Annotated in this window: 22 protein-coding genes; 16 read left to right on the top strand and 6 right to left on the bottom strand. The window is 68.3% G+C overall.

Going from position 1 to position 24,002, the window contains the following annotated elements; all coding sequences use genetic code 11:
- Window positions 1-150 precede the first annotated feature (150 nt).
- The 4 genes from HJG52_RS10035 to HJG52_RS10020 all read left to right on the top strand — a co-directional run bounded on the left by HJG52_RS10035 (window position 151) and on the right by HJG52_RS10020 (window position 5,553).
- On the top strand, window positions 151-1,317 hold the full coding sequence (locus HJG52_RS10035) for a glycosyltransferase 87 family protein (RefSeq protein ID WP_171243459.1): 1,167 nt from the start codon (window positions 151-153) through the stop codon (window positions 1,315-1,317).
- Between the two features lie 35 nt (window positions 1,318-1,352).
- On the top strand, window positions 1,353-2,030 hold the full coding sequence (mtrA, locus tag HJG52_RS10030) for an MtrAB system response regulator MtrA (RefSeq protein ID WP_171243458.1): 678 nt from the start codon (window positions 1,353-1,355) through the stop codon (window positions 2,028-2,030).
- Between the two features lie 71 nt (window positions 2,031-2,101).
- Window positions 2,102-3,784, top strand: coding sequence for an MtrAB system histidine kinase MtrB (mtrB, locus tag HJG52_RS10025; RefSeq protein WP_346767670.1), 1,683 nt, complete (start codon window positions 2,102-2,104; stop codon window positions 3,782-3,784).
- A complete protein-coding gene (locus HJG52_RS10020) occupies window positions 3,781-5,553 on the top strand; it encodes an LpqB family beta-propeller domain-containing protein (protein WP_171243456.1) in 1,773 nt (590 codons plus the stop codon). Before mtrB ends, HJG52_RS10020 begins: the two co-directional genes overlap by 4 nt.
- Here the strand turns inward: HJG52_RS10020 and HJG52_RS10015 are convergent.
- The 4 genes from HJG52_RS10015 to HJG52_RS10000 are packed head-to-tail and all read right to left on the bottom strand — an operon-like array spanning window position 5,550 to window position 10,916.
- On the bottom strand, window positions 5,550-6,806 hold the full coding sequence (locus HJG52_RS10015) for a hypothetical protein (protein ID WP_171243455.1): 1,257 nt from the start codon (window positions 6,804-6,806) through the stop codon (window positions 5,550-5,552). The two genes, HJG52_RS10020 and HJG52_RS10015, sit on opposite strands and share 4 nt — an antisense overlap.
- On the bottom strand, window positions 6,803-8,194 hold the full coding sequence (locus HJG52_RS10010) for a hypothetical protein (protein WP_171243454.1): 1,392 nt from the start codon (window positions 8,192-8,194) through the stop codon (window positions 6,803-6,805). The genes HJG52_RS10015 and HJG52_RS10010 overlap by 4 nt, the downstream gene beginning before the upstream one ends.
- A complete protein-coding gene (locus HJG52_RS10005) occupies window positions 8,191-9,630 on the bottom strand; it encodes a hypothetical protein (RefSeq protein WP_171243453.1) in 1,440 nt (479 codons plus the stop codon). The genes HJG52_RS10010 and HJG52_RS10005 overlap by 4 nt, the downstream gene beginning before the upstream one ends.
- On the bottom strand, window positions 9,627-10,916 hold the full coding sequence (locus HJG52_RS10000) for a hypothetical protein (RefSeq protein WP_171243452.1): 1,290 nt from the start codon (window positions 10,914-10,916) through the stop codon (window positions 9,627-9,629). Before HJG52_RS10000 ends, HJG52_RS10005 begins: the two co-directional genes overlap by 4 nt.
- 312 nt (window positions 10,917-11,228) lie before the next feature.
- Between HJG52_RS10000 and HJG52_RS09995 the strand changes: the two genes are divergently transcribed.
- The 10 genes from HJG52_RS09995 (at window position 11,229) to HJG52_RS09950 (ending at window position 19,900) form a co-directional block, all read left to right on the top strand.
- Window positions 11,229-11,402: a Flp family type IVb pilin gene (locus tag HJG52_RS09995; protein ID WP_171243451.1), complete on the top strand. Its 174-nt coding sequence runs from the start codon at window positions 11,229-11,231 to the stop codon at window positions 11,400-11,402.
- A 65-nt stretch (window positions 11,403-11,467) separates the two neighbouring features.
- Entirely contained in the window at window positions 11,468-11,632 is a 165-nt protein-coding gene (locus tag HJG52_RS09990) for a Flp family type IVb pilin (RefSeq protein WP_346767669.1), read from the top strand.
- Between the two features lie 52 nt (window positions 11,633-11,684).
- Window positions 11,685-11,927 carry a Flp family type IVb pilin gene (locus tag HJG52_RS09985; protein WP_240977780.1) on the top strand — a complete coding sequence of 81 codons (243 nt, stop codon included), beginning with the start codon at window positions 11,685-11,687 and terminating at the stop codon, window positions 11,925-11,927.
- Window positions 11,928-11,977: 50 nt separating this feature from the next.
- On the top strand, window positions 11,978-12,346 hold the full coding sequence (locus tag HJG52_RS09980) for a TadE/TadG family type IV pilus assembly protein (RefSeq protein ID WP_206070501.1): 369 nt from the start codon (window positions 11,978-11,980) through the stop codon (window positions 12,344-12,346).
- 62 nt (window positions 12,347-12,408) lie between these two features.
- Entirely contained in the window at window positions 12,409-13,596 is a 1,188-nt protein-coding gene (locus HJG52_RS09975; RefSeq protein ID WP_171243449.1) for a pilus assembly protein TadG-related protein, read from the top strand.
- A 16-nt stretch (window positions 13,597-13,612) separates the two neighbouring features.
- A complete protein-coding gene (cpaB, locus tag HJG52_RS09970) occupies window positions 13,613-14,419 on the top strand; it encodes a Flp pilus assembly protein CpaB (protein ID WP_171243448.1) in 807 nt (268 codons plus the stop codon).
- Entirely contained in the window at window positions 14,416-15,600 is a 1,185-nt protein-coding gene (locus HJG52_RS09965; protein WP_171243447.1) for an AAA family ATPase, read from the top strand. Before cpaB ends, HJG52_RS09965 begins: the two co-directional genes overlap by 4 nt.
- Complete coding sequence (locus tag HJG52_RS09960) at window positions 15,597-16,976, top strand: ATPase, T2SS/T4P/T4SS family (protein ID WP_171243446.1); 1,380 nt, start codon at window positions 15,597-15,599, stop codon at window positions 16,974-16,976. Before HJG52_RS09965 ends, HJG52_RS09960 begins: the two co-directional genes overlap by 4 nt.
- Window positions 16,977-18,977 (top strand): type II secretion system F family protein, encoded by a 2,001-nt coding sequence (locus HJG52_RS09955; RefSeq protein ID WP_171243445.1) that lies wholly within the window; start codon window positions 16,977-16,979, stop codon window positions 18,975-18,977. It abuts the gene before it with no gap.
- Window positions 18,978-18,991: 14 nt separating this feature from the next.
- Window positions 18,992-19,900: a type II secretion system F family protein gene (locus tag HJG52_RS09950; RefSeq protein WP_240977776.1), complete on the top strand. Its 909-nt coding sequence runs from the start codon at window positions 18,992-18,994 to the stop codon at window positions 19,898-19,900.
- A gap of 14 nt (window positions 19,901-19,914) precedes the next feature.
- Here the strand turns inward: HJG52_RS09950 and HJG52_RS09945 are convergent, their stop codons facing one another.
- Both HJG52_RS09945 and HJG52_RS09940 read right to left on the bottom strand, forming a co-directional pair.
- Window positions 19,915-20,565, bottom strand: a complete 651-nt coding sequence (locus HJG52_RS09945) for a response regulator transcription factor (RefSeq protein WP_171243443.1) — start codon at window positions 20,563-20,565, stop codon at window positions 19,915-19,917.
- Complete coding sequence (locus HJG52_RS09940) at window positions 20,562-22,175, bottom strand: histidine kinase (protein ID WP_171243442.1); 1,614 nt, start codon at window positions 22,173-22,175, stop codon at window positions 20,562-20,564. Before HJG52_RS09940 ends, HJG52_RS09945 begins: the two co-directional genes overlap by 4 nt.
- 118 nt (window positions 22,176-22,293) lie before the next feature.
- On the opposite strand from HJG52_RS09940, the gene HJG52_RS09935 reads away from it, so the two are divergent.
- Both HJG52_RS09935 and hpf read left to right on the top strand, forming a co-directional pair.
- Window positions 22,294-23,088 carry a ComF family protein gene (locus HJG52_RS09935; RefSeq protein WP_171243441.1) on the top strand — a complete coding sequence of 265 codons (795 nt, stop codon included), beginning with the start codon at window positions 22,294-22,296 and terminating at the stop codon, window positions 23,086-23,088.
- A 230-nt stretch (window positions 23,089-23,318) separates the two neighbouring features.
- Window positions 23,319-23,972 carry a ribosome hibernation-promoting factor, HPF/YfiA family gene (gene hpf, locus HJG52_RS09930; protein ID WP_171244096.1) on the top strand — a complete coding sequence of 218 codons (654 nt, stop codon included), beginning with the start codon at window positions 23,319-23,321 and terminating at the stop codon, window positions 23,970-23,972.
- Window positions 23,973-24,002 lie beyond the last annotated feature (30 nt).

Here is a 24,002-nt window from a genome sequence, read left to right as displayed (position 1 = left end):
GGCGTCACCGCGGCATTGCTTCACTAGCCTTGGTTCGTGCCTTCACCCCGCGCTTGCGTCGACGCGCGTGCGGTCCCGTTCATGGGGGCTGCCGTGAACACAGTGGGTCTGGTCGTACTCGGGTTCGCTCTGTGGGCCAGGTGGTGGGCCGTGCCTTGGAGCAATGTCGACCTCGGGGTCTATCTCGCCGGGGCTCGAGCAGCCTTGACCGGTGATGAGCTCTACTCGGTTTCTGTCAGTAACGGTCATGGTGGACTCCTCGAGTTCAGTTATCCCCCCTTTGCCGCCCTGTGTTTCGCTCCGTTGACTGCGCTGAGCACTTCGTGCGCCGGGGTCCTCATGGCGATGATGTCGCTGGCCTCCCTTGGTGTCGTGGCTGCCGTAGCGGCACGGTCGGTAGGCATCGGGGCACGCGGAACCCTTCTTGTCGTTCTGGTCGCCCTGACCCTGGAGCCCGTGCAGCGAACCCTCCTGTTCGGACAGGTCAACCTGATCCTGGCAGCGCTGGTGATGATTGATGCGTTCTTGTTGCCCCGTCGATGGCGAGGGCTGTTGACGGGGTTGGCCGCCGGGATCAAGCTCACTCCCGCGATCTTCCTCATGTACTTCGTCCTACGGCGGGACTGGTCGAGCGCCGGGCGTCTGGTCGTCGCAGCGGTCGGGACTGTCGTGGCCGCATGGCTGGTCATGCCCCACGACTCCGCGCGATTCTGGTTTGAAGGGCTGGGTTCGATGAGTCAATTCGGACCCGAGGTCGTGCTCTGGGGCAACCAGTCGCTGGATGCGCTCGCTCGGCGAGCCCTCCAAGGCAGTCAGGCGCCGGGGTGGGCGCGCGTGGCGTTCGTGGCGCCCGCCGCGCTGGGTCTTTTCCTGCTCACCGTTCACGCAGCGAAAGCGCAGCTGCAATCGAGTCAGTGGCTGTCGGCATTCACGGCAGTGGCCATCTTCGGACTGCTGATCTCACCGGTGTCCTGGACCCATCACTGGGTGTGGGTGGTGCCGGCCCTGGTGGTCATGGTTCAGAGGCGCTGGTGGTGGGGCGCCGGGCTCACAGCCGGTCTCTTCTATGTGCCCCCTATGTGGGTGCTGCACTCACGGCCCGATGACCAGCAGGGCTACTCCCCGGGCGAGCTAGTCATCAGCGCTGCCTTCGTGGTGTGGGCGGTGTCATGGCTAGTCGCACTCGGATGGGGACGGCGGCGTGTGTCCGTGGTGGATCCAGCGGAGATGCCACCGGAAAGAAGTCGATTCCCGCGGCGACGCACCGCGGGAAGGACAACGTCCGAGCGATACCGCATGTGTGATGATTCGTTGTGAAAGTTTGACCAACCTCTGGGGAAGGGCTGACACAGGTGAACGGTCGTGTGCTGGTCGTCGACGACGACCTCGCGTTGGCGGAGATGCTCGGCATCGTCCTGCGCAACGAGGGGCTCGACGTCACGCATGTCGCTGACGGTGCCAGCGCGGTCCAGGCCTTCCGTGACACCCGCCCCGACCTCGTCCTGCTCGACGTGATGCTCCCAGGTCTGGACGGCATGGAGGTATGCCGTCGGATCCGGGCCGAGTCCGGGGTGCCCATCGTGATGCTCACCGCCCGTACCGACACGGTCGATGTCGTCGTGGGTCTCGAGTCCGGCGCCGACGACTACGTCGTCAAGCCGTTCAAGCCGCAGGAGCTGATCGCCCGCGTGCGGGCGCGGTTGCGCCGTGGGGACGAGCCGGAGCCGGAGCGACTGGAGATCGGCGACCTCGTGATCGACGTCGCCGGCCACTCGGTCAAGCGCGATGGGCAGGCCTTGTCACTGACGCCGCTCGAGTTCGACCTGCTGGTCGCGCTGGCCCGCAAGCCCTGGCAGGTCTTCACGCGCGAGGTCCTGCTTGAACAGGTCTGGGGTTACCGACACGCCGGCGACACGCGACTGGTCAACGTCCACGTCCAGCGACTCCGCTCCAAGATCGAGCACGACCCCGAGCACCCTGAGATCGTCGTGACGGTCCGCGGGGTGGGGTACAAGGCAGGCCCGAGCTAGCCATGTCCGAGCGGGTCCGCCCGGCAAGCCCCCGGGCGCAACCGCACACGACCGACCGGTCCGGTCCGGACGTGCGGACCATCCTGACCATCCTGCGCGGCTGGGTCGTCAGCGGCACCCGCCGGGTCGCCCACCTGTGGCGTGGGTCGCTGCAGTTCCGGGTGGTCACCTCGACGATGCTGCTCGGCCTCGTGGTCGTGGTGATGCTCGGTTCCTACCTCTTCTCGACGATCAGTGACGGCCTCGAGGCCGACCGCACCGAGTCGGCGAAGATCGAGGCCTCGCGGCTCACCTCGGAGGTGCAGGCGACCTTCGAGGGCAGCGACAGGACCACCTCCGCTGACCTGAATCTCCTTGCGCAGCAAGCCATTATCAGCGCAGCGGGTCCGGGTGGCGATACCGAGCGGTTCCTCATCTTCACGCGCGGCCTCGGCAACACCAACTCCAACGTGGTGCCGACGACATACACCGGCCGAGTGCGCCTGACCAGCGTCCCGGTCGAGTTGCGGCAGGCCGTGCGGGACGACCCGCGGCACCAGCAGGTGACCTTGATCGGCATACCCAGTGCCCAAGGTGACTCGACCGTCCCGGCCGTCGTGGTCGGCTCGGTCGTCGACGTGCCCCTCGCCGGCCGTTACGACCTGTATGCCGTGTTTCCCATGGAGCGTGAGGAGTCGACGCTCGCGCTCATCACCCGCACGTTCACCATCGGTGGGCTGGTGCTCGTCCTCCTCGTGGGAGCCATCGCGTGGGTCGTCACCCGCCAGGTGGTCAACCCGGTGCGGCGCGCCGCGATCGTCGCCGAACGCCTGTCCTCGGGGCGACTCAACGAACGCATGCGCGCCCGTGGGGAGGACGACCTGGCGCTCCTGGCGAAGTCGTTCAACGAGATGGCGGACAGCCTGCAGACCCAGATCCGTCAGCTCGAAGGACTGTCCCGGGTCCAGCAGCGGTTCGTCTCCGACGTGTCACACGAGCTGCGTACGCCGCTCACGACCATCCGGATGGCTGTCGACCTCATCCACGACTCCCGATCCGGCTTCGAGCCCGCCGTGGCGCGGTCCGCCGAGCTGCTGCGGGGCGAGCTGGACCGCTTCGAGGAGCTGCTGGCGGATCTGCTGGAGATCAGTCGCTTCGACGCGGGTGCCGCCGCTCTGGACGTCGACGCGACCGACCTGCGTGACTCGGTCGCGCGGGCCGTGGAGGCCGCACGGCCCATTGCCGAACGGTGGGGGAGCGCGGTCACGGTCAGCAACCACGGGCCGACCGAGGCCGAGATCGACGCCCGACGCGTCGAACGGATCCTGCGCAACCTGGTGGTCAACGCTCTCGAGCACGGTGAGGGGCGACCGGTCGACGTGGCCATCGCAGGCAACGACACCGCTGTCGCCGTCACGGTAAGAGACCACGGTGTCGGCCTGCGGCCCGGAGAAGCGGCCCTGGTGTTCAACCGCTTCTGGCGGGCGGACCCGGCTCGCGCCCGCACGACGGGTGGGACCGGACTCGGCCTCGCGATCTCGCTCGAGGATGCCCGGCTGCACGAGGGCTGGCTGCAGGCGTGGGGCGAGCCGGGGCAGGGGTCGTTGTTCCGGCTGACCCTGCCACGGCGGGCAGGTACGCCGATCGCGGAATCGCCTTTGCCGTTGCGGCCCAACGACGCTCCGCCCGTGCCCGACGAACCCCTGCTGAACCCACGACCCGTGTCCCTGGCCCCGGGTACGGGCCCGTGGAGCGCCCAGGTGGGGCCCCGGTGAGACGCCGTGTCCTGGTCGGGGCGGTCGGCGCGGTGGTGTGTGCGCTGCTGACCGCCTGCGGCGGCCTGTCCACCTCGTCCACCGTCCGCCCGGGCCTCGAGGTCGGCAGCGCGCCCGAGAACGAGGTCAAGGTCGAGGCCAACCCGGTCGCGCCGGGCTCGACGCCGGTGCAGGTCGTCAACGGCTTCATCCGCGCCGCGGCCGCGAGCGACGACCAGTACCAGGTGGCGCGTTCCTTCCTCGGGCCACGCCAGGCATCTTCGTGGCGACCCGACAACTCCGTCGTGGTCTTCACATCCTCGGACCAGGTGGAGATCAAGGCCACCGGTCCGGACACCGTGACCGCGGTCGTGACCGCGACGGCTCGCATCGACGGGGACGGGCGGTACCACGAACTGCCCGACAACACGACGATGCAGGCCTCGTTCGGCGTCGGCAAGCTCGACGGCGAGTGGCGCATCACCCAGCTTCCGGAGGGCTTCGGGTCGTGGCTCAGCAGCGCCGACCTCGAGCGCCTCTACGACCCGTTCCGCATCTACTTCCTGTCGGCGGTCGAACGCCAGCTCGTCCCCGACATCCGGTGGTTCCCCTTGGGAACGGGCCTGGCCACGCGACTGGCACGTGCGCTGTTGGCGGGCGTGCCGGCATACCTCAACGGAGCCGTGCGCACTGACGTGCCGGCAGGCACGCGGCTGGCCGTGGACGCCGTCACCATCGACTCGGGAATTGCGCGGGTTGACTTGTCCACCAAGGGACTTGGCAGTGACCCGGAACGCCGGCAGAACCTCGCGGCACAGTTCTACAACACCGTCACGCAGGCGCCCGGTGTGGACCGCGTTGCACTGGAGCTCGAGGGTGCAGACCTCCAGGTGCCCGGTGCCCCGAGGGAGATCGACTCCTTGGCGTCATTGGGTTTCGGCGCCCGGCCGGACCCGACGGGCCGCCCGTTGCTGCGGACCGGAACGTCACTGACGGTCATCGACAAGGACCAGCTCAGCGACCCGGATCGACGCCCGGCGAGCCAGCGCAGCGACGACCTGCCCACGTTGCAGCTCGGCTGGGCCTTCCCGGCGCTCTCGGCCGCGGGCAACGAGCTTGCGGCGGTGAGTGGCGACCGGCAACAGCTCAGCCGTTGGCGTGGCCGCGAGCAGGTGCAGGTGATCGGGCCGGGTTCATTGCTCACCCAGCCCACGTACGACCGGCTGGCCGTCCTGTGGTTCTCCGGTGTCACGGGCGGACGGACGGCCATGTGGGCCATCAACACCGCCGGTGACTCGGCCGACACGCAACGTCCCGTGACGGTCAAGGCATCCTGGCTGACTGGGCGCCGCATCGTCGCGCAGAAGGTCTCGCCGGACGGTCAGCGCCTCGCGGTCGTGTCGACCGATCCGCAGGGCAAGAGCCCGCGCCTGCAGGTGGCCGGGATCCAACGCGAGGCCAGCGGCGTGCCGGCGTCGCTGGCAGAGCCCCTCACCCTGGCGCCCAGCCTCTCGCTCATGCGAGACGTCGTGTGGGTCGACGAGACCGAGCTGGCCGTGCTGGGGCGCAAGACCTCTGCCCAGGTCGTGCGGCCGTGGTTCGTCCCCTTGGGCGGACCGATCAGCGCTGGGCCGGAACTCGCTGGGGCACAAGCGATTACCACCGTGAACGGCGAACGGGGTCTCGTGGCCACGACGGACCAGCACCAGGTCCTGCTGCGAGCCGGCAACCGCTGGCAGCGGATCGGGGCCGCAACGGACCTGATCGTTCCCGCGGGTGCGTTGCCCTAGGGGTAGCCCCAACCCCCGTGTGCTCCGGCGTACACGAGCAGTTTGGTCACCCAGAACCACTGACCCACCAGGCCTGTCGCGGCCAGGCCCCAGAGCGCAAAGCGCTGTCGACGGAGCTGGGCCCCCGAGGAAGCATCAGGGAGCCATAGGAGGCCGAGGGGAAAGGCGAGAATCAGATACCGCAGGATGCTGAATGACGGGCTAGTGGTCGCGAGCAGGTAGGCCGGATAGGCGATCGCCCACGTTGCGAGCTCGGGCCCCCAGCGGCGACGTCCCGGGAGGAGCCGAGTAGCCAGCCAGAGCCCGAGTCCTCCTATGGCGAGCAGGACTCCCACGGCTGGATAGCGCATCGCCGTGGAGACCCATGCCGGCCGGAAGATGCTGCCAGTGAAGCCCGGCCATGCACTGAGGGTCGAGGTGTAAGCCGTGGGTTCTCCGGTGTGCAAGGCGGCGAGGACTGGCCACAGCCCCACAGCGACGATGCCGGCGGCCGTCAGGAGTGCCAGTCGCAGGTCCCGCCGGTGGTCCCTGCCGTGTCTGCGTACCTGCAGGACCCAGTGCACGAGGACCACGACCAACAGCGGGGGAACGACGTTGCGCGTCAGGCCGAGGAGCAGCACGGCCGGGACTGCCCATAGATAGGCCCGTCGGTGCAGGAGCAGGAGAATCAGGGCCACCAGAACCAGTGCGAGGCTCTCGGTGTACGCAGCACTGAGAATGGGTGACGACGCAAAGGTGCACAGGAGCAGCACGCACCCCCGTGCCCGTCGCTCATCAACGATGGTCCGGATCAAGAGGTGCACCATGGTGACCCCCAACGCCCCCAGCGCCGTGCTCGTGGCAACCGCAGCCGGCGCGAAGGCTGCACCCGTGAGGTCCATGGTCCAGCTGACCAACTGAGGGAACAGAGGGAAGAAGGCCAGGTTCGTCTGCACCGGCTGCCCGACGGAGTTCGTTGCCGAGGCCGCGTATCCGTGGATGACGATGTCCCAGTACCACTGCCCGTCCCAGGAGGTCAGCACGTCGAGGAGACTTCCCGGTGTCGCGGGGGAGCTTGTCTGCTTGTATCCAGCGACGTCCTCGACGCGCACCTGGCGGTGGGGCCCGAACACGATCACCAGCAGCACGAGAGCTCTCGTCGCGACGTAGGCGGCCAAGGGGAACAGCACCACCCGCGACCGTGCCCTCCAGCGTGCGGTTTGGGTTCCTCTTTCGTCGCGGAGATCGGCCAGCGCCGTTCGTGGTTGGCTCATCCTGGCTTCCTCAGAACAAGATAGCCGTCGGCGGCAGCGACCTCGAGCCAGCCCTGGTTGACCAGTCGCGCGACGAGGGGGCGGTCTGAGCGCAGCACGGCCTCACTGGCGTCAGTCGAGCCGACGAAGTCTTGCCATCCCGGGCCGGCCGAGAGCGCGTTCGAGTAGGCCTTGACCCAGTCGTCGCTGAAGACCTCCAACCTGCTGTCGATCACGAGCTGGAGGTCCGGGTCGTGGTACAGCATCCAGCTCGAGACGTTGTAGTCATTGAAGACCACCGTTCCTGCGGGGATCGCGGCAAGGGTGGCTGCCAGTGCCGTCGGGGTGTGCCGAAGGTCGCGAGCAGTGCTCGGCGCCAGCGCCGCGCCGAGCAGCAGCACGGCCATCGCCGCGACGGCGAATGCCTTCCGCTCCCACGGATCCGGCTTGTCCACGCCCTTGCGGCTCGGGTTGAGCAGGCGATTCAAGCTCTCCGCGAGCAGGGGAGCCGCGAGTAGCATCGCGGGCGCGGTCAAACGGCTGTACGTGGCGGTGAAGGCGAGCGCAAGGGCGAGGTGGCTCGCCTGCCACCACGATGTACCCGTCCGCACCCAGAGTAGGCACACCGCGGCGATGGTCCCGAGCGAGATGAGGACCAGCGGGTGGTCGAGGGATGCACGGTCCCACTCGCCGACCAGTCCGGCAGCGGCACCGTGGACCTTGAAGGGCATGGTCAACAGCCGAGGGCCCACCGGGGTCAGCCCAGCAGCGGCTACCGAGGCGACGAGCACCAAAGCGTTGTGCCCCAACCGATCCCGCGACCGATCGTCCAATGCCAGGCCCGCTGTCGTGGCCAGCCCTACCGCGATGCCCAGGATCCAGTAGCCGTGGCTGGCAGCCGCCACCCACGTCAGCGGGACCATCCACCACGTAGCCGCGCGCGAGCGCAGGGCGGCATGTCGCCACCCGAGCAGGCTCACGGCATACAAGGCCAGCCCGAGCGTCTGGGGGCGCTCGGCCAGGCTCCCACTCAGCCCGACGAGGCCCACCAACGCCCCGGACACCGCGGTGGGCACGGGGGCGATCTCGCGACACGTCAGGAGCAGCACCGCCACGACGACTACGGCACCCAGAGTCCGCAACCAGACCAGGGCTGGTGGCCCGGCCAGGTCGTATGCCCGCGCTGCGACGACGGAGCCGAGCCACTCGGTGAGGACGAAGTCGTGCGAAGAGAACCGGCTCCAGGGGTCGGGACCGTCGAACCGGCCGGTGGCGAGCAGGTACTGACCCGCGCGCAGGTTCCACCATGCATCCGGGTCCGAGAGCGGGCCGATGCCCGCCACGGCCGTGGCAACGGCCAAGCCGGTCGACGCGAGCAGGATGAGGCGGCGTGGCTGGGCGTCGATCATGACCCCGCCGCGGGTGCGCGCAGCAGCACGAACTGGGGACTGGTTGCTACCAGTTGCCAGCGGGCCTCCCGCACGAGGGCGTCGGCCAGGGCCGAGGTGCGCTCGACCAGCGCGTATCGGGCCCGGACGTCACGGACGAAGTCTTGCCAGCCCGGTTGGGCGTTCCCTGCGTCGAGGTACCGCTGGAAGTAGATGGGGGAGTACGACTCCATCCGAAGGTCCGCGGCGGGCGCCAGCTCAGGGTGTGCGTAGATCAACCATCCGCTCACACCGAAGTCGGGCATCACGACCGATCCCGCCGGTGTCTGGTCCAGGGCGGCGCTGATCGCACCCATCCGGTCGGGGTAGCCGAATGCCGTCCGTCCGTGCGGGGTGGCGCAGACCCCGGCTGCGATGAGCAAAGCAGCGACCGTCGCGCCCACGAGGGCTCGGCGCTCCGGACGGCTCACGCGCTCCCGGGCTCCGGTCACGAGCTCCTGCAGGGCGTCGGTGAGCAGTGGCGCGACGAGGATGACCCCGAGCGGCACGAGCCGCCACATGTAGAGCGTGAGGCCCGCCGACAGGGCCAGCCAGAGGTACATCCACATCGGTCGGCGTCGCGGCCGAAGGAGCCAGCAGGTCGCGATGCCGACGATGGCCGTCATGGTGATGAAGGAGAAGGCATTGTTGACCGGTGTCGGCGCCCACTCCTCTGCGATGCCCGCCGCATTCGCCGCGACGGTGAATGGAGCCAGGATCAGTCGAGGCCCGAGCGGTGTGACGAGCAGGGCGAGGACGCAGGCGAGGTGCAAGGCGGCGAACCGCCGCAGGAACGGGCGGAGCTCGCCGGCCCGGACGGCCTCGGGGAGCAGACCCACGGTGGTGACGACCCCGACCAGCACCCCGAACATCCACAGTCCGTGACTGCAGGCCCACAGCCAGAACAGCGGGACCAGCCACCAGCGAGCACGTCGGTCGCGAGCCGTGTCGATCCACGCACCGACGACCACGGCGAACAGCACGAAGCTCACGAGCTGTGGGCGTGGGTTCAGGCTGGCACTGGCTCCCACGATGGCGACGCCGGCCCCGAGGGCTGCCGCGAGACGGCCACCGAACCGGCGGCACGCGGCATACACGACCAGGGTCAGGGCCACCACGGCCACTGCACGCAACCATAGGACACCGCCCAAGCCGAACCAGCGGTAGAGCTGTGCGGCAATCGCTTCGGGTAGCCATTGGGTTGCCACGTAAGGCTTGTCGGTGAACGGAGCCCACGGGTCCGGCCACACGAGCCGACGCGTGTCGAGGAGGTACTCGCCCACCCTGATGTGCCACCAGGTGTCCGGCTCCTCGACGGAACCAAGGCCCCGCGCGAGGGCCACCACGAACACGAGGGCGATTGCGGTGACCGTGAGGAATGCTGGTGTCTGCCGAGTCGGCGAGGGCTCGTTGCTCATGGCACCACCAGCAGGACGTACCCGCTGTCGCGGCCGGCGACGCGCCAGCGCCACTGGTCGGTGAGGGCGGAGGTGAGAGCGCTGTCGTCCTTGAGCAGGGCCGCTCGGGTCCCCGTTCGCGACAGGTACTCCCGCCACGATGGTTCGGCGCGAAGCGCGGCGATGAAGCCGCGGACATGGGCCGGCGTGTAGGCCTCGACGCGGATGTCAAAGACCGGGTGGGCATTGGGGGCGGTGAACATCAGCCATCCCGACAGGTCACCGTCGGAGATGACGTGGGTGCCAGCGGGGAGGGCTCGCAGCTCATGCTCCAGGCGCGTCGGCAGGCCCGGCGTTAGGTCACCCCTGGTTCGTGCCAAGGGGATCGCCACGAGCAGGGTGGCTAGCGCCGCCGCCACGAACGTGATGACCTCGTGCCGGGAGGGGCGAAAGCGCACTGGTGCCAACGTTCCACGCGTCGCCCACGCGTCGGCCAGGAGGTATGCCGCGAGGAAGCCGCCGACAGGGACCGTGCGCCGCATGAAGAGAGTGAGGCCGAGGGCGGCCAGCCAGAGGAAGAGTTGCCAAAGCTGGGGGCGCGCGCTCCTGCGCGACCAGAGCCAGAACACCACGGCCAGGGCGAGCAGTGTGACAGCCACGGCCGGAGTGCGTGCCGACGAGGGCATCCACTCGGAGACGAACTGCCGGGCGTTACTTCCCACTGTGAATGGGGCGAGCGTGAGCCGGGGGCCCAGCGGAGTCAGGGCTGTCACGGCCAGGCACCCAGCAAGGCAGGCGATCATCCGGACCCGCTGGCTGGTCGTGAATCGACGTTCCACCACCAGTCCTGCGACCACCAGCAAGCCTGTGCCGAGACCGAGCGACCAGATGCCGTGCACGCAAGCTGCCAGCCAGGTGAGCGGAACGAGCCACCACCGGACCCTTCCGTCGACGGCGGTGCGCCACCAGGCAGCGATCACAGGGACGAGCAGGACGAAACCGCCCACTTGGGGTCGCTCGGTCAGGCTCGGCCACGCGCACACGATGGCCAGCGCCGTTGCGACGAGAGCGACCGGCAACCGCGCAATCGTTCGAAGCGACAGAAGCAGTCCCAGCGCCAGCAAGGTGATGCCCGCAGTGCGCGACCATGCGACGGCTGGAAGACCCCACCACTCGTAGATCTTGGCCACGACCACGGACGGCAACCACTGCGTCGGTTCGTAGTGCCCTTGCGCGTAGGGCGCCCACGGGTCAGCGGCGCCGAATCGGCCACCGTCGAGGAGGAACTCTCCTACCTTCAGGTGCAACCAAGGACTGGGGTCGGAGATCGCTCGTACGGTCAAGGCGCAGGACAGGAGCAAGCCGGCCGCCACGATGATCCAGCCCGTTTCGGGCAAGCTCCGCAATCTGGGCAAGCGGAACATGGGCGCCACCTTCTCGGCTGAGGCACCTCAGGGGCAAGCCGGCTCGCAGGTCATCGACCGTTCGTCTGATGTGGGCCGATCGAAGGTGGGAGGGCGGTGTGCCTTCTCAGTGGATTTGCCTGCGTCCCGCCGCTGGGAGTGTTGTCGCCGCAGACGCCCGTCTGTCCACCGTAGGTCTCGAAAGGACTCACACCCATGACCAAGTTCATCGCCAAGCTGCAGACCCGTCTCGCCCTTCGCGAGCAGGGCGCGACCGCGGTCGAGTACGGCCTGATGGTCGCCCTCATCGCGATCGTCATCATCGTTGCCGTCACCCTCCTGGGCAACAACCTCAAGAACCTCTTCAACACCGTCGCGACCTCGGTCTGACGAATTCACTCGAGTCGCAAGCCCGCCGCAACCGGGCCTGCGGCCCCATCCGCAGAGGAGTACCAGTGACCACGCGTATTCGCAGGATGATGCTTCGTAGTGAGCAGGGTGCCACTGCGGTCGAGTACGGCCTGATGGTGGCCCTAATCGCGATCGTGATCATCGTCGCCGTCACCCTGCTGGGGGGCAACCTCCAGAACCTGTTCAACACGGTCGCCACCAGCGTCTGAGCAACACGGAGGCACCGACGGGTCGGATGCCACGCGCCAGAAGGAGAGTTGGATGAACCAGGATCAGTACAGCGATTCGGTCGTCGTCGATATGCCGGTCAACGTGATCTGGTGCTTCGATTCTCCGGCGGGTGGTTCCCGTGGTCGGCTCGGGACCAACCGAGCCGACCACGGGGCGACAGCCGTCGAGTACGCGCTGATGGTGAGTCTCATCGCCGTCGTGATCGTCGGCGCCGTGGCACTGTTCGGCCAGAACATGATCGAGCTGTTCAACGTGCCGTCGAGCGCTTTGTGATGCGAACTCGTCAAGTGCGGCTGTCGCGTCGCGAACGAGGCGCTGCCGCAGTGGAATTCGGGCTGATCCTGCCCGTTCTGCTCTTGCTTGTCGGTGGCATCATCGACTTCGGGATCATGTTCAACAAGCAGATCCTCCTCACCAATGCAGCCCGTGACGGGGCGCGCATGGTCGTCACCAACGCCTCGGTGGCGACCGGCTGGAGCCAGGGCTACATCGACGGACGCATCAGGAACGCCGCCAGCCCTCTGACCTCCGGATCGTTGACCGTCAGCTCGACAGCTTGGGACTGTTCGGCGGGTCCGGGATCCCAGATCACGGTGACGGTCGCGGCTCCGTATGACTACACGGTCCTCAAGTTCGTGCCGGGTCTTCCCAAGCCGGCGATCAAGGGAACGGCGACGATGACATGCGCATGAGCAAGCACTGCATTGGGCTGTCCGCGAGGTCCCGCTCGTCGCGGGAGCGAGGCGCCTCTGCGGTGCTCACGGTGATCCTTCTCGTCCCTGTGCTCTTCGGTGCGGCGGCCCTGAGTGTGGATGTGGGCAACCTCATGTGGGAGCGTCGTCAGCTCCAGAACGGTGCTGACGCCACCGTTATGTTGGCCGCACAGAAGTGCGCCGATGCCCCGACCGCCTGCTCGCCCAGCGCCGCCGCCGGGAGCAATCTCGACACCATCGACAACGCGAACGCCAACGACGGAGTCAGCAGGGTCCGGTCGGTGTGTGGCAGCGCGGCCGCGGTTGCGCTGAGCCCCGCGACGCTCACTCCCTGCCCATCAAATGCGACACCAGGCGTAACCGACTGCCCAACGGTTCCCACCGGAGCCGCTGGTCTGCCGTACCTCGAGGCGAGGACCGAGACGAAGACACCAGCGGGCACGTCGACCATCTCGAACAAGTTCGCTCGGATGCTGGTCGGGGGGACCTCTCAATCCACCGTCGTGGCTTGCGCCAGAGCAGGCTGGGGGCCCGTCAACCCCACCACACTCAACGTGCTACCGATCGTCGTGTCGTACTGCGAATGGGCGCGACAGACTGGTTACAAACCTCCTCCGGGGCCACCAGCGGTCTACCCGCCGAGCCCGGATGGGAGCATCACGCCGTACGGCTACGGCCCTGGCAACCCCTGGTCGACGAGCTGGGAGAAGACCATCTACACCAAGGGGGCCATCGGGACCTGTCCGACGTGGAATGGGCACACCGCTCCGGGTGGTTTCTCGCAGTTGGACACTGTCACGACGTGCAGTGTCGCCACCACCAACGGCGACTGGTACCACGGTCAGCCCGGCAACTCGACGCCCTGCCCCGATGCCAGCTTCAACACGCTTGTGGGCACGATCGTCTACCTGCCGATCTTCGACTGCATGACGAACACCACGTCCGTCGATCCCACTGACCCAGCGACGAACTGCAATTCGGGCAATGGAAACAACACGTACTACCACGTGTCGGGATACGCGGCCTTCTACCTGACGGGTTGGTACTTCTCCAGCAGCACCAAGGCATCCATCGTTACGGGAAACGTGCCCTGCACCGGCGGTGACAGGTGCATGAGTGGTTGGTTCACCAAGGACCTGATCACCGCCGCCCAACTCCAGCAACTCACCAACCCACCCGGCGGTGGTGCGCCCAACTACGGGCTCACCCAGGTCGGACCCCTCGGCTAAGGAATCTGACTTCATCATGGGACGTCGTATCATTGCCATCTTCGCTGCAGCCCTCATCGCCCTCGTGGGCGTGGTGGCAGTGTTCCTCTACGCCCGCGGCGCTGACAGCCGCGCGGTCGCGGCCAACCAGCCGACGACGGTCTACGTGTCGACCGCGATGGTGCCCACGTCAACCACGCTGAAGGATGCCGTCCGGTCCGGCCTCATCGTCCGCACCCAGGTGCCGGCCAAGGCTGCACCGGTCGGCGTCCTGACCAACGTGGACACCAAGAACGAGAACCTCCTCGCCCTGACCGATATCGCACCCGGCGAATACCTCCAGGCATCTCGCTTCGGCACTACGCCCACGGGCGCGAAGGCCATCGAGGTGCCGCAGGGGATGATCGCCATCTCGGTCAGCCTGTCCGACCCCGCCCACGTCGGCAGCTTCGTGACACCGGGCAGCCGCATCGCGATCTACGACACCTACCAGATCAAGTCGATTGGTGACGACAGCAAGTCCAAGGCACTCAACGCAGCTGGGATCAGCGGCACCAGCATGATCATGGACGACGTCCTCGTCATCGGCATGGGCGACGCCGCCCTCACGCCCGGAGCGCCGGTCGCCACCGTGGCCGACAGCGAAGCGAAGCCGGCCGCCAACACCGGTGCCCCTGCCTTCCTCGTGACCGTCGCCGTCAAGCCCCAGGACTCGGTCAAGCTCGTGCACGCCATCCAGAAGGGCAACCTCTACGCAGGCCTGCGCAGCTCCGACCTGAAGATGGGCACCGTGACCCGGGTGGACGACACCAACCTGGTGGACCTGAGGGGAGTGCTGAAGTGACGATCCTCTGGGACAACGACCCGGCTTCGATCGAGAGCTTCCGCGTCGCGCTCGGCGATGTCGACCGTCTCGACTCACCGACGGCGATCAGCCGGGCCCTCGACGCCGATCCCGGTGAGCAGCTCGTCGTCATCGGCCCCGATGTGGAGTTCGGCACTGCGTGCACCTTCAGCGAGGCGATGCGGTTCGAACGGCCCGAGCTGGGCGTGATCCTGCTGCGCCGCCGCGTCGACATGACCGTGTTGGCGCAGTCGTTGCGCGCCGGTGTCCGGGAGGTCGTCCAGGCCGACGACCTCACCTCTCTGGCCGACGCGGCGCGCCGCAGCCGCGAGATCTCCCAGCGGGTCGCCGGCCACACCACGAACGAGGGAAGCCGCGACGGCAAGGTCATCACGGTCTTCTCGGCCAAGGGCGGAGTGGGCAAGACGACCTTCGCGACCAACATCGCGGCATACCTCGCCACGAGTGGCTCGAAGGTCCTGCTCGTCGACCTCGACCTCGCCTTCGGTGACGTCGCGATCAGCCTGCAGATGCTCCCTCAGAACTCGATCATGAGCCTGGTCGGCATGGCCGGCCACATCGATGCCCAAGGTCTGGCCTCGGTGGTCACTCGCCACACCAGTGGTCTCGACGCCGCCGCCGCGCCCCCCGACCCCAGCGACGCTGACCGCATTCCGGGCAGCACGATCCACGAGATGCTGCGAGTCGCCAAGACGGTCTACGACTTCGTCATCATCGACACGCCGCCAGCCTTCACCGAGCACGTGCTCGCGGCCTTCGACAACAGTGACCTGCTCATCCTCATCGCCACCCTCGACATCCCGGCGGTCAAGAACCTGCGGCTCAGCCTCGACACGCTCGACCTGTTGGGCACGCCCAAGGAGTCGCGTCTCGTCGTCCTCAACCGGTCGGACGCCAAGGTGGGCCTGCGCGCTGAGGACGTCGTCACCGCGATCCGTCAGGACATCGCCCTGACGGTGCCGACCAGCTCGCAGGTGCCTGCCTCGGTGAACAAGGGCGTCCCGATCGTCATCGACGAGCCACGCCACCCGGTGAGCGCAGCCCTCAAGGAGCTGACCGACAAGTACGTCCGTGTCGTGGGTCGGCCGGTGATCCCCGAAACCAAGAACGAAGCCGCCACTCAGCGTCGGTGGAGCCTCGGAAGGAGTGGTCGTTCGTGAGCCTCGCCGACCGTCTGGACAGCGTTCGACGCGCTGCCCAGCCGAACAGCGCCGAAAAAGAGGGCAGGAGCGGTGGCCCGGCTGCACCCGAACGGCACCGCGTCCTCGACCCCTTCGCCTCGGTGAAGGCAAGCGTGCACCAGGCACTCCTCGACTCGTTGGGGCCGCAGCTCTACGACCCCCACCTCGACCAGGGTGAGCTGGAGACGCGGGTCCGGCACACCCTCCAGGACGTCATCGACCAGGAGGAGACCCCGCTCTCGCTGGCCGACCGGACGCGCATAGCCCAGGAGGTCTCCGACGAGATCCTCGGGCACGGACCGCTCGAGCCGCTCCTGCGCGACAGCGAGATCTCCGAGATCATGGTCAACGGGCCGGAGTCCATCTACGTCGAACGAGCCGGCAAGATCTACCCGGTCGAGACCCGCTTCTCGAGCGAGGCCCACCTGCGCCGCACCATCGACAAGATCGTGGGCCGCGTCGGCCGTCGCGTGGACGAGGCAAGCCCGCTCGTTGACGCCCGACTCCCTGATGGCTCGCGCGTCAACGCGGTCATCCCACCGATCGCGCTCGACGGGTCGATGCTGACGATCCGAAAGTTCTCGACGGACCCGTTCACGGCCAAGGACCTCATGGCCTTCGGCACCTTCACCCCGCGCGTGCGCGACTTCTTGGACGCCGCCGTCCGTGGCCGCCGCAACATCATCATCTCCGGGGGTACGGGATCGGGTAAGACCACGCTGCTCAACGTCGTGTCGTCCTTCATCCCTGAGGACGAGCGCATCGTGACCATCGAGGACGCGGCCGAGCTCCAGCTCCACCAGGAGCACGTCCTGCGGCTCGAGTCGCGCCCGTCGAACATCGAGGGCAAGGGCGCCATCCCCATCCGTGAGCTCGTGAAGAACTCACTGCGTATGCGCCCTGACCGAATCGTCGTCGGTGAGATCCGTGACGGCGCCGCGCTCGACATGCTGCAGGCCATGAACACCGGTCACGACGGTTCCATCACGACGGTGCACGCGAACAGCCCACGAGACTCGCTCTCGCGTCTGGAGACCTTGGTCCTCATGGCGGGTGTCGAGCTTCCGGTCCGGGCCATCCGCGAGCAGGTGGCCGGTGCCGTCGACCTGGTGATCCAGCAGGCGCGTCTCAAGGACGGTTCCCGTCGGATCGTCGCCATCAGCGAGGTTGCGGGCATGGAGTCCGACGTCATCACGATGCAGGACATCTTCACCTTCAACTACAGCGCCGGCCGCGACGAGCAGGGTCGGTTCCGCGGCAGTCTCGTCAGCACCGGTCTTCGACCCAAGTTCGCCGAGGAGCTGCACGACCTGGGCATCGACTTCGCCCCCGACCTGTTCATCCGAGGAAACTAAGTGGCCATCCGTATGCCGTTCGGACCTGTTCGGGGTCTGCTCGCAGTGGTGCTCGCGGCTTCGTTGGGGGTCACGGTCTCCGGCGCCTCCAGCGCCGCGGGTGAGCCGGTGCCCGCCTCCGTCGGGTCGATGGCGTATGCCGCGGACAACCTCACGGGTGTCCTCACCGTGCGTGGTGGGCAGGAGGTCCTGACGGTCGATCCGGGCAGTCTTCGCTCCACCGTCGCTGGCAAGGACTACCCCGTGTCCACGCGGCCTGTGGCGACCACGAAGCGGGCCAACATGCTGGTCGTCGACACCAGCGGCTCGATGGGTGCCAGCGGCATGCAGACCGTCCGTGCGTCCGTTGCTGCGTTCCTTGCGGATGCGCCCAAGGATGTCGCGGTCGGACTGGTGTCGTTCTCCGGCACGGCGGGCATCGACGTCGCACCCACGACCAACCGTGCAGCCGTCCAGCAGGCCGTGAACTCGTTGGTGTCCAAGGGAGAGACGTCGCTGTACGACGCCGTGGCACTGGCTGCCGCGAGCCTCCAGGGCTACGACGACCGCAGTGTCATCCTCCTGAGCGACGGTGGCGACACGGCCAGCCGGAAGGCAGACCAGGCGTCGGCCACGGCCGCCGTGAAGAAGTACGGGGTCCGTACCGAGGCGATCGCCTTCAAGAGCGCCGAAGCCGATGCCTCGGTGCTCAAGGACTTCGCGCAGGCGGGCGGTGGCAGCGTGGCAGCTGCCGGAAACGCCGAGGCGGTCAAGGCCGCGTTCGAGGCCGCCGCCAAGGTCCTGGACTCGCAGGTCAACTTCACGATTCGACCGGAGCCCGGGCTCTCCTCGGTGCTGCCCGTGACGCTGACGGGCATGGCGGGCGACCGGCCGTTCTCGGTCAGGACGACATTCGACTTCGGCGCTCCTGCTCCGAAGCCGTCGAGTACGCCGGCGGTCGCTGCGCCGCCCGTGTCGAACCCCTCCGCGCCGCATCCGCCGCTGGCCCGTCTCAACGCCCTGAGCCAGAGCAACACGATGGTGTTCATCGCCGTCGGTGCCATGTTCCTGGGCCTGATGGTGCTCGCCCTGGCGCTCTTGGCTCCCACGCTCCGCTCGCGCAGGTCCAAGCGCGTCGATGCGATCGAGCGCTACGTGAACCCGACCACCTCCGTGCCCTACGCAGGCTCGAGCGGTGTGAGCGCTGCAAGCCTTTCTGCCAACCTGGTCAACATCGGTGACCGCGTCATGGAAGGCCGTGAGTCGACGAGCAAGACCATGGCCCTCATCGAGCGTGCGGACCTCCCGCTGCGGGCGGGGGAGTGGTGGGTGCTGCGGATCGTGGCGGTGTTCGCCACGACTGCCACGTCGATGCTGCTCTTGCGGGGCGGTCCACTGACGACGCTGTTCGCCATGCTGCTCGGGGTCGGCTTCGGCCTGGTCCTTCCAGCGTTCGTGCTGCGTTTCCTCGCCAAGCGGCGCTCCAAGAAGTTCGAGGCGCAGCTGCCGGATGTCCTCACCCTCGTGGCCTCGAGCCTCTCCACCGGCTTCTCGCTCCTCCAAGCCCTGGACGCGGTCTCGAAGGACGCAGCCGAGCCCGCGGCTAAGGAGTTCAGCCGGGCGCTGGCGGAGACCCGCATCGGCGCGGACATCGGAGAGTCGTTGGAGAGGTTGTCCGAGCGCACCGGTAGCAGCAACATGCGCTGGACCGTGATGGCCATCCGCATCCAGCGTGAGGTCGGTGGCAACCTGGCCGAGACCCTGCGGACCACCGCGGCCACCCTGCGCGAGCGCGAGTCGCTCAAACGGCACGTGCGCGCGCTGTCCGCCGAGGGACGCCTGTCGGCATACATCCTGATCGCGCTGCCGATCGGCATCTTCCTCTACACCATGCAGACCAACCGGGAGTACGTGGAGCTCTTGTGGACCCGCCCCTTGGGGCTGGCCATGTTGGGCATGGGGGTCGTGAGTCTGGTGATAGGCGTCTACTGGATGCGCAAAGTCGTGGATGTGCAGGTGTGATGATGGGCTCTGTCTTGTTGATCCTGGGCGTCGTCGCGATCGGCTCAGCCCTCGCGCTGCTCGTGCTGGCCTTCGGTTACGGTGCGGGCGAGGCGACCGGCGTGGCCCGCTCGCTGGCCCTCATCGAGCATGGTGTCGACACGCGCGAGGTGGGCCGCGCCGAGCTGCCCGCCTACGAGCGGCTGGCCTTGCCCGTCATGCGCGCGCTGCGCGGCTTCGCGTTCCGGCTCTCACCGAACGGCACCTCCGAGAAGCTGCAGCGGCGCCTCGACCTCGCAGGCAACCCGGCCGGCTGGACTGCCGAGAGGATCATGACCGGCAAGGGCGTCGGCGTCCTCATCGGCGTTGCCCTCGGGTTGGTCATCGGCGGGATCAGCCTTCGTGGCCTCCTCTACGCGGCCGCCGGCGCCGCGCTCCTCTTCTTCCTGCCGGACCTGCTGCTCTACAACCAGGGCTTGAAGCGTCAGGACGAGCTACAGCGGGGCCTTGCCGATGCCCTCGACATGCTCACCGTCTGTGTCGAGGCAGGCCAAGGCTTCGACGCGGCGCTGCTCCAGGTCGCGCGTTCGGTTGACGGCCCCATCGCAGGCGAGTTCGCCCGTGTGCTGTCCGAGATCCAGATCGGCAAGTCCCGCGGCGCGGCATTCTCATCCTTGGCCGAACGAACCACGGTGCCCGAGGCCAAGAACTTCGTGAGCGCCCTCGTGCAGGCGGACCGACTCGGTCTGCCCATCGCGAACGTCCTGCGTGAGCAGTCCGTGCAGATGCGGTTGGTGCGTCGTCAGCGTGCGGAGGAGAAGGCGCAGAAGGTGCCCGTGAAGATCCTCTTCCCGATGCTGCTGTGCATCTTCCCCGCACTGTTCATCGTGATCATCGGCCCCGGCGCCATCCGCATCGTCGACACGTTCAGCGGGATGGGCTGACCGGTCGCGCAGGGTCAGCGGCGGGCGTGCCCGACGGCGTCGGTCTTCACCAGACCGAGCCGCAGGGCCGCCATCACCGCTGATGCACGGTTGTGGGCGCCGAGCTTCTCGTAGACCTTCGACACGTGGGTCTTGACGGTCGACTCGCTCATGTAGAGGCGCTTCGCCACCGCCGCGATCGAGTCGCCGGCGACGAGCCGGTCGAGCACCTCGGACTCGCGGGGCGTGAGCCTCGGCTTGTCGCTGGAGTCCCTGCGCCGCAACGCTTCTGCGAGGCCGGTCGCCATGAACGCGTCAGGGGCCACAGCCGCCCGCCGGACGGCCGCGATGACCTCGTCCGACGGCGCCGACTTCAGCACCAGCGCCGACGCCCCGAGGTCGAGCGCCTCCAACAGCGTCTCGTCGTCGTTGTGCATCGTCAGGACGACGATGCCCAACCGGGGGGACGCCTCACGGGCAGCCCGCGCGAGCACGAGCCCCGAGCCGTCCGGCATGGACACGTCCACCACGAGCACGTGGATGAGGTTGGCGGCCAGCACCGCCTTGCCCTCGGCGATCCCTCCGGCCTGGCCGACCACGGCCAGGTCCTCCTCGCTGTCGATCATCCGGCAGACGGCCTCACGCACGAGCGTGTGGTCGTCGATCACCACGACGTTGATGGTCATGACGGTTGGGGGATCCTTTCGTTGGAGAGCGTGGCGGACGACGCCGCCCCTCGTGCCCTCATGCGCATGCGGACGATGATGCCAGTGCCCACACGGGATTCGACGGTGATCTCGCCGCCCAACCCGGTCAGTGGGTTCTCGCTGAAGTCCCGGCTCGTCAACGAGCTGGTGCCGTTGTGCGACACCCACAGCTCTGCCTTCGGCGCTGCGACGTTGAGCCGCACCTCGACATCTGTCGCGTCGAGGGAGTGCCGAGCGTCTGCGAGCACCTGCAGGAACAGACGGTAGATCAGCACCTCGGTGTGTGCTGGCAACCGGAATCCGTTCTCCGTCAAGTGCATTCGCGTCGTGACGCCCGAGGTCGAGCCGAAGTTCTGGAGGCGCGCACCGATCAGCGCACCAAGTCCCGTGTCCGGGCGCACCGCGATCCGCAGGTCCGCGATGTGCAGCCGCAGGTCTGCGAGCACTCGCGACACCTCCTCGCGCAGCCCGTCGAGGTCGGCGGCCATCGGCGACTCCTGCTTGCGCGCGGCGTGCCGCAGTGCGTCGATGTTGAAACCGAGCGCGACCATCTCCTGCGCGATGCCGTCGTGCATCTCGCGCGCGAGCCGCTCCCGTTCCTCGAGGCCGGCGCGTTCGCGCAGTGAGGCGAACAGGACGGCCAGGTCGATGTTCGTCGAATGCCGCGTGGCCACCTCGGCGGCCGACTCCAGGTCGTCCTCGGTGAAGGGAGTGACGAGCGGCCGGTCGGCGACGAGAACACCGAGGCGTTCGCCGTTGTTGTTGGTCATGGGCACGGCGATCACCGAGCGGCCCACGAGGTCCTCGGCCCAGTCGGTCATGGTGGCCACCCGGTCGTGCCAGGCCGGGGCAAGCACCGAGCCGGTCTCCGTGGGGTCCGGCCACGGCGTCCGGTCGGCCCCTCGGATCGCCAGCGGGACCGCGGGGTCCGAGCCGTACCCCACAAGGATGGCGCTGCGGGTCGAGCGCATCCGCGCGGCCAGGTCCTGCAGGGCCATCTCGGCCGACGCGGGCGCGTCGAAGCCGGTCTCGAGCGTGTCCGCCAGCTCGTGCAGCCGTCGCAGCAACAGCCCCGCCTCGGCCGCATGGTTGGTGTCGACGACCTTCACCTCGGGCTCGAGCTTCGCCGACCACGCCCCGAGCATCCCGAACAACAGCCCCATGAGGGCACTGAATCCCAGTGCCAGTCCCTCGGCTCCGTCGAGGTGGTCGAGCTGCCAGGCCGCAGGCACTGCCGTCGCCATGGTGGCGGCCGGCGCCAGCACGGCGCCACGATGCGAGAAGCGCAACCCGGCGTGGTACGCCGGGATGAGGATCAGCAGCTTTGCCCAGGCGCCGGCATACCCCATCGCGATGCCCGCGACCAGTGCGGCGGCGAGGACCAGGCCCAGCACCTGCAGGCGCCGCCCACGTCCGTCGTCCCCCGAGAGCGCCGCGAGCCCGGACGCCGCGAGGTCGAGCACCATCACGAGCAGGATCCAGGGCAGCGCGGTGACGAGCTCGTGCGTGATGTAGGCGAAGAGGCCGGCGAGCAGGGCCAGGGCGATCCGCAGACGCGTGGAGACGGCAAGCTGAGGCAGCCAGCGCATCCGCTCACCCCTCTCTGACCCGCGCAGCGTTGTCCACAAGGCGAGCCACAGCGTAGTCGTGTCCACAGGTTCGGGCCGGCAAATCGACGGCTTCCCCCGCGAACGCAACCATCTCGTCATGTTTGCACCGATACGTCCCGGGATGCACGCACCCCTCACGCAGTCGTTGCGAGCGCTCGCCGAGCTGGCCCTCCCGTCGTCGTGCGCCGCCTGCCGCGAGCCCGGCCCGGGCGTCTGTGCGCGCTGCTCCGCCGACGCCCGGGACGCCCTCTGGGCGGGAGGGCCCCGCTGGTCCAGCCCGGACCCTCGACCGCCGGGCCTCCCGCCGGTCACCTCGACCGGCAGGTATGCCGGTGCGCTCGCCCGGTTGGTCGCGGCCGCCAAGGACGACGACCGGCGTGACCTCGTGCCGGTCCTGGGGGACCTGCTCGGCGAGGCGGTGGACGCGGCACTCCTGCAGTGGCCGGCAGCGCAGGCCGCCTGGCGGGACCGTGCCGGCCCGGTCCTCGTCGTCCCCGTTCCCTCTTCACGTGCCGCCCGGCGACGCCGGGGTGACGCCCCGATGACGCTGCTCGCCGCTCACGCGGTCTGCGACTACGCCCCGACCGAGGTCATGCTGACCGACCTGCTCCGACCGCGGCGTCGGGTGGCCGACCAGGCCGGTCTGTCCGCCACCCAGCGCGCGGTCAACCTCGAGCACTCGATGCAGGTCGCGTCGCGGTGGCAGCACGCCGTGCCCGGCGCGCTGTGCCTGGTCGTCGACGACGTGCTCACCACCGGCGCCACCCTCGTCGAGGCGGCCAGGGCGCTGCGCCGAGCGGGGGCAAGCGAGGTGCGGTGTGCCGTCGTGTGCGCCACCCAGCGACGCGGCGGCGCGACCACTTCCAGCCTGCACTCGGCATACTCACGGTAAACGTTGGGTCAGGCCGCCTGTCGCAACGCGCCCCGGTGGTCTACCGTCGGTTCATGGCCCCCCTGGCCCGTGTGCAGGACACGACTCCAGGGCGCCTCGGACCCGGTCCGAACGGCGCCCTGTCGAGCAGGGCGGGGCGGCTCCCCGGCGAGTCGGGGAGGTGGTGCCGCGGTTGAAAAGGGGTGTGCCACCCCAACCTCCCAACACCGCCGAAACCCATGGAGGACACCGTGGAAATTGTCGTCACCGGACGCCACATGCAGGTCTCCGATCGATTCCGTGCCCACCTCGACGAGAAGCTCTCGAAGGTGCCGCAGCTCGCCCCGCGCGTGCAACGGATCGACGTCGTGGTCAGTCACGAGCCGAACCGCCGCCAGGCCAAGGCCTGCGAGCGGGTCGAGATCACCTGCCACGTGAAGGGGCCCGTGGTCCGGGCCGAGGCGTGCCTCGACGACAAGTACGCCGCGCTCGACGTGGCTCTCGACAAGCTCATGGAGCGGTTGCGCCGCGCCCAGGACCGCCGCCGCGTGCACCGCGGCCGCCGCACGCCCGAGTCGGTGGCGTTCGCGACGGCGCGCAGCAACGGCGCCGGTGACCTCGACGCGACTTCCGAGAACCACGACCACGACGCCACGCCCCTCGACGACGACAAGTTCGGCGCGCAGGGCAACTCGCCCATCGAGGTCCGCGAGAAGGTCCACGCCAGCGCGCCGATGGCCCTCGACGACGCTGTCCGCGAGATGGAGCTCGTGGGCCACGACTTCTTCCTCTACTACGACGAGGAGACCGGGCAGCCGAGCGTCGTCTACCGCCGGCGCGGCTGGTCCTACGGAGTCATCCACCTCGACGTCGAACCGGCCGGCGCGACCGAACGCGTCTCCTGACGCGTCACCCGCAGACGGCTTCACCACCTC

This window comes from Knoellia koreensis (assembly GCF_013041615.1).
GTDB classification, from domain to species: domain Bacteria; phylum Actinomycetota; class Actinomycetes; order Actinomycetales; family Dermatophilaceae; genus Pedococcus; species Pedococcus koreensis.
Note: the sequence above shows the minus strand (reverse complement) of the source record. Positions and strands in the feature narration are given on the sequence as shown.

Bases quoted from the DNA above. Each gene is read 5' to 3' on its own strand.
- HJG52_RS10015 (WP_171243455.1), bottom strand. From the start codon at position 6,806: ATGAGCCAACCACGAACGGCGCTGGCCGATCTCCGCGACGAAAGAGGA.
- HJG52_RS10010 (WP_171243454.1), bottom strand. From the start codon at position 8,194: ATGATCGACGCCCAGCCACGCCGCCTCATCCTGCTCGCGTCGACCGGC.
- HJG52_RS10005 (WP_171243453.1), bottom strand. From the start codon at position 9,630: ATGAGCAACGAGCCCTCGCCGACTCGGCAGACACCAGCATTCCTCACG.
- HJG52_RS09995 (WP_171243451.1), top strand. From the start codon at position 11,229: ATGACCAAGTTCATCGCCAAGCTGCAGACCCGTCTCGCCCTTCGCGAG.
- HJG52_RS09985 (WP_240977780.1), top strand. From the start codon at position 11,685: ATGAACCAGGATCAGTACAGCGATTCGGTCGTCGTCGATATGCCGGTC.
- cpaB (WP_171243448.1), top strand. From the start codon at position 13,613: ATGGGACGTCGTATCATTGCCATCTTCGCTGCAGCCCTCATCGCCCTC.
- HJG52_RS09945 (WP_171243443.1), bottom strand. From the start codon at position 20,565: ATGACCATCAACGTCGTGGTGATCGACGACCACACGCTCGTGCGTGAG.
- HJG52_RS09940 (WP_171243442.1), bottom strand. From the start codon at position 22,175: ATGCGCTGGCTGCCTCAGCTTGCCGTCTCCACGCGTCTGCGGATCGCC.
- HJG52_RS09935 (WP_171243441.1), top strand. From the start codon at position 22,294: ATGTTTGCACCGATACGTCCCGGGATGCACGCACCCCTCACGCAGTCG.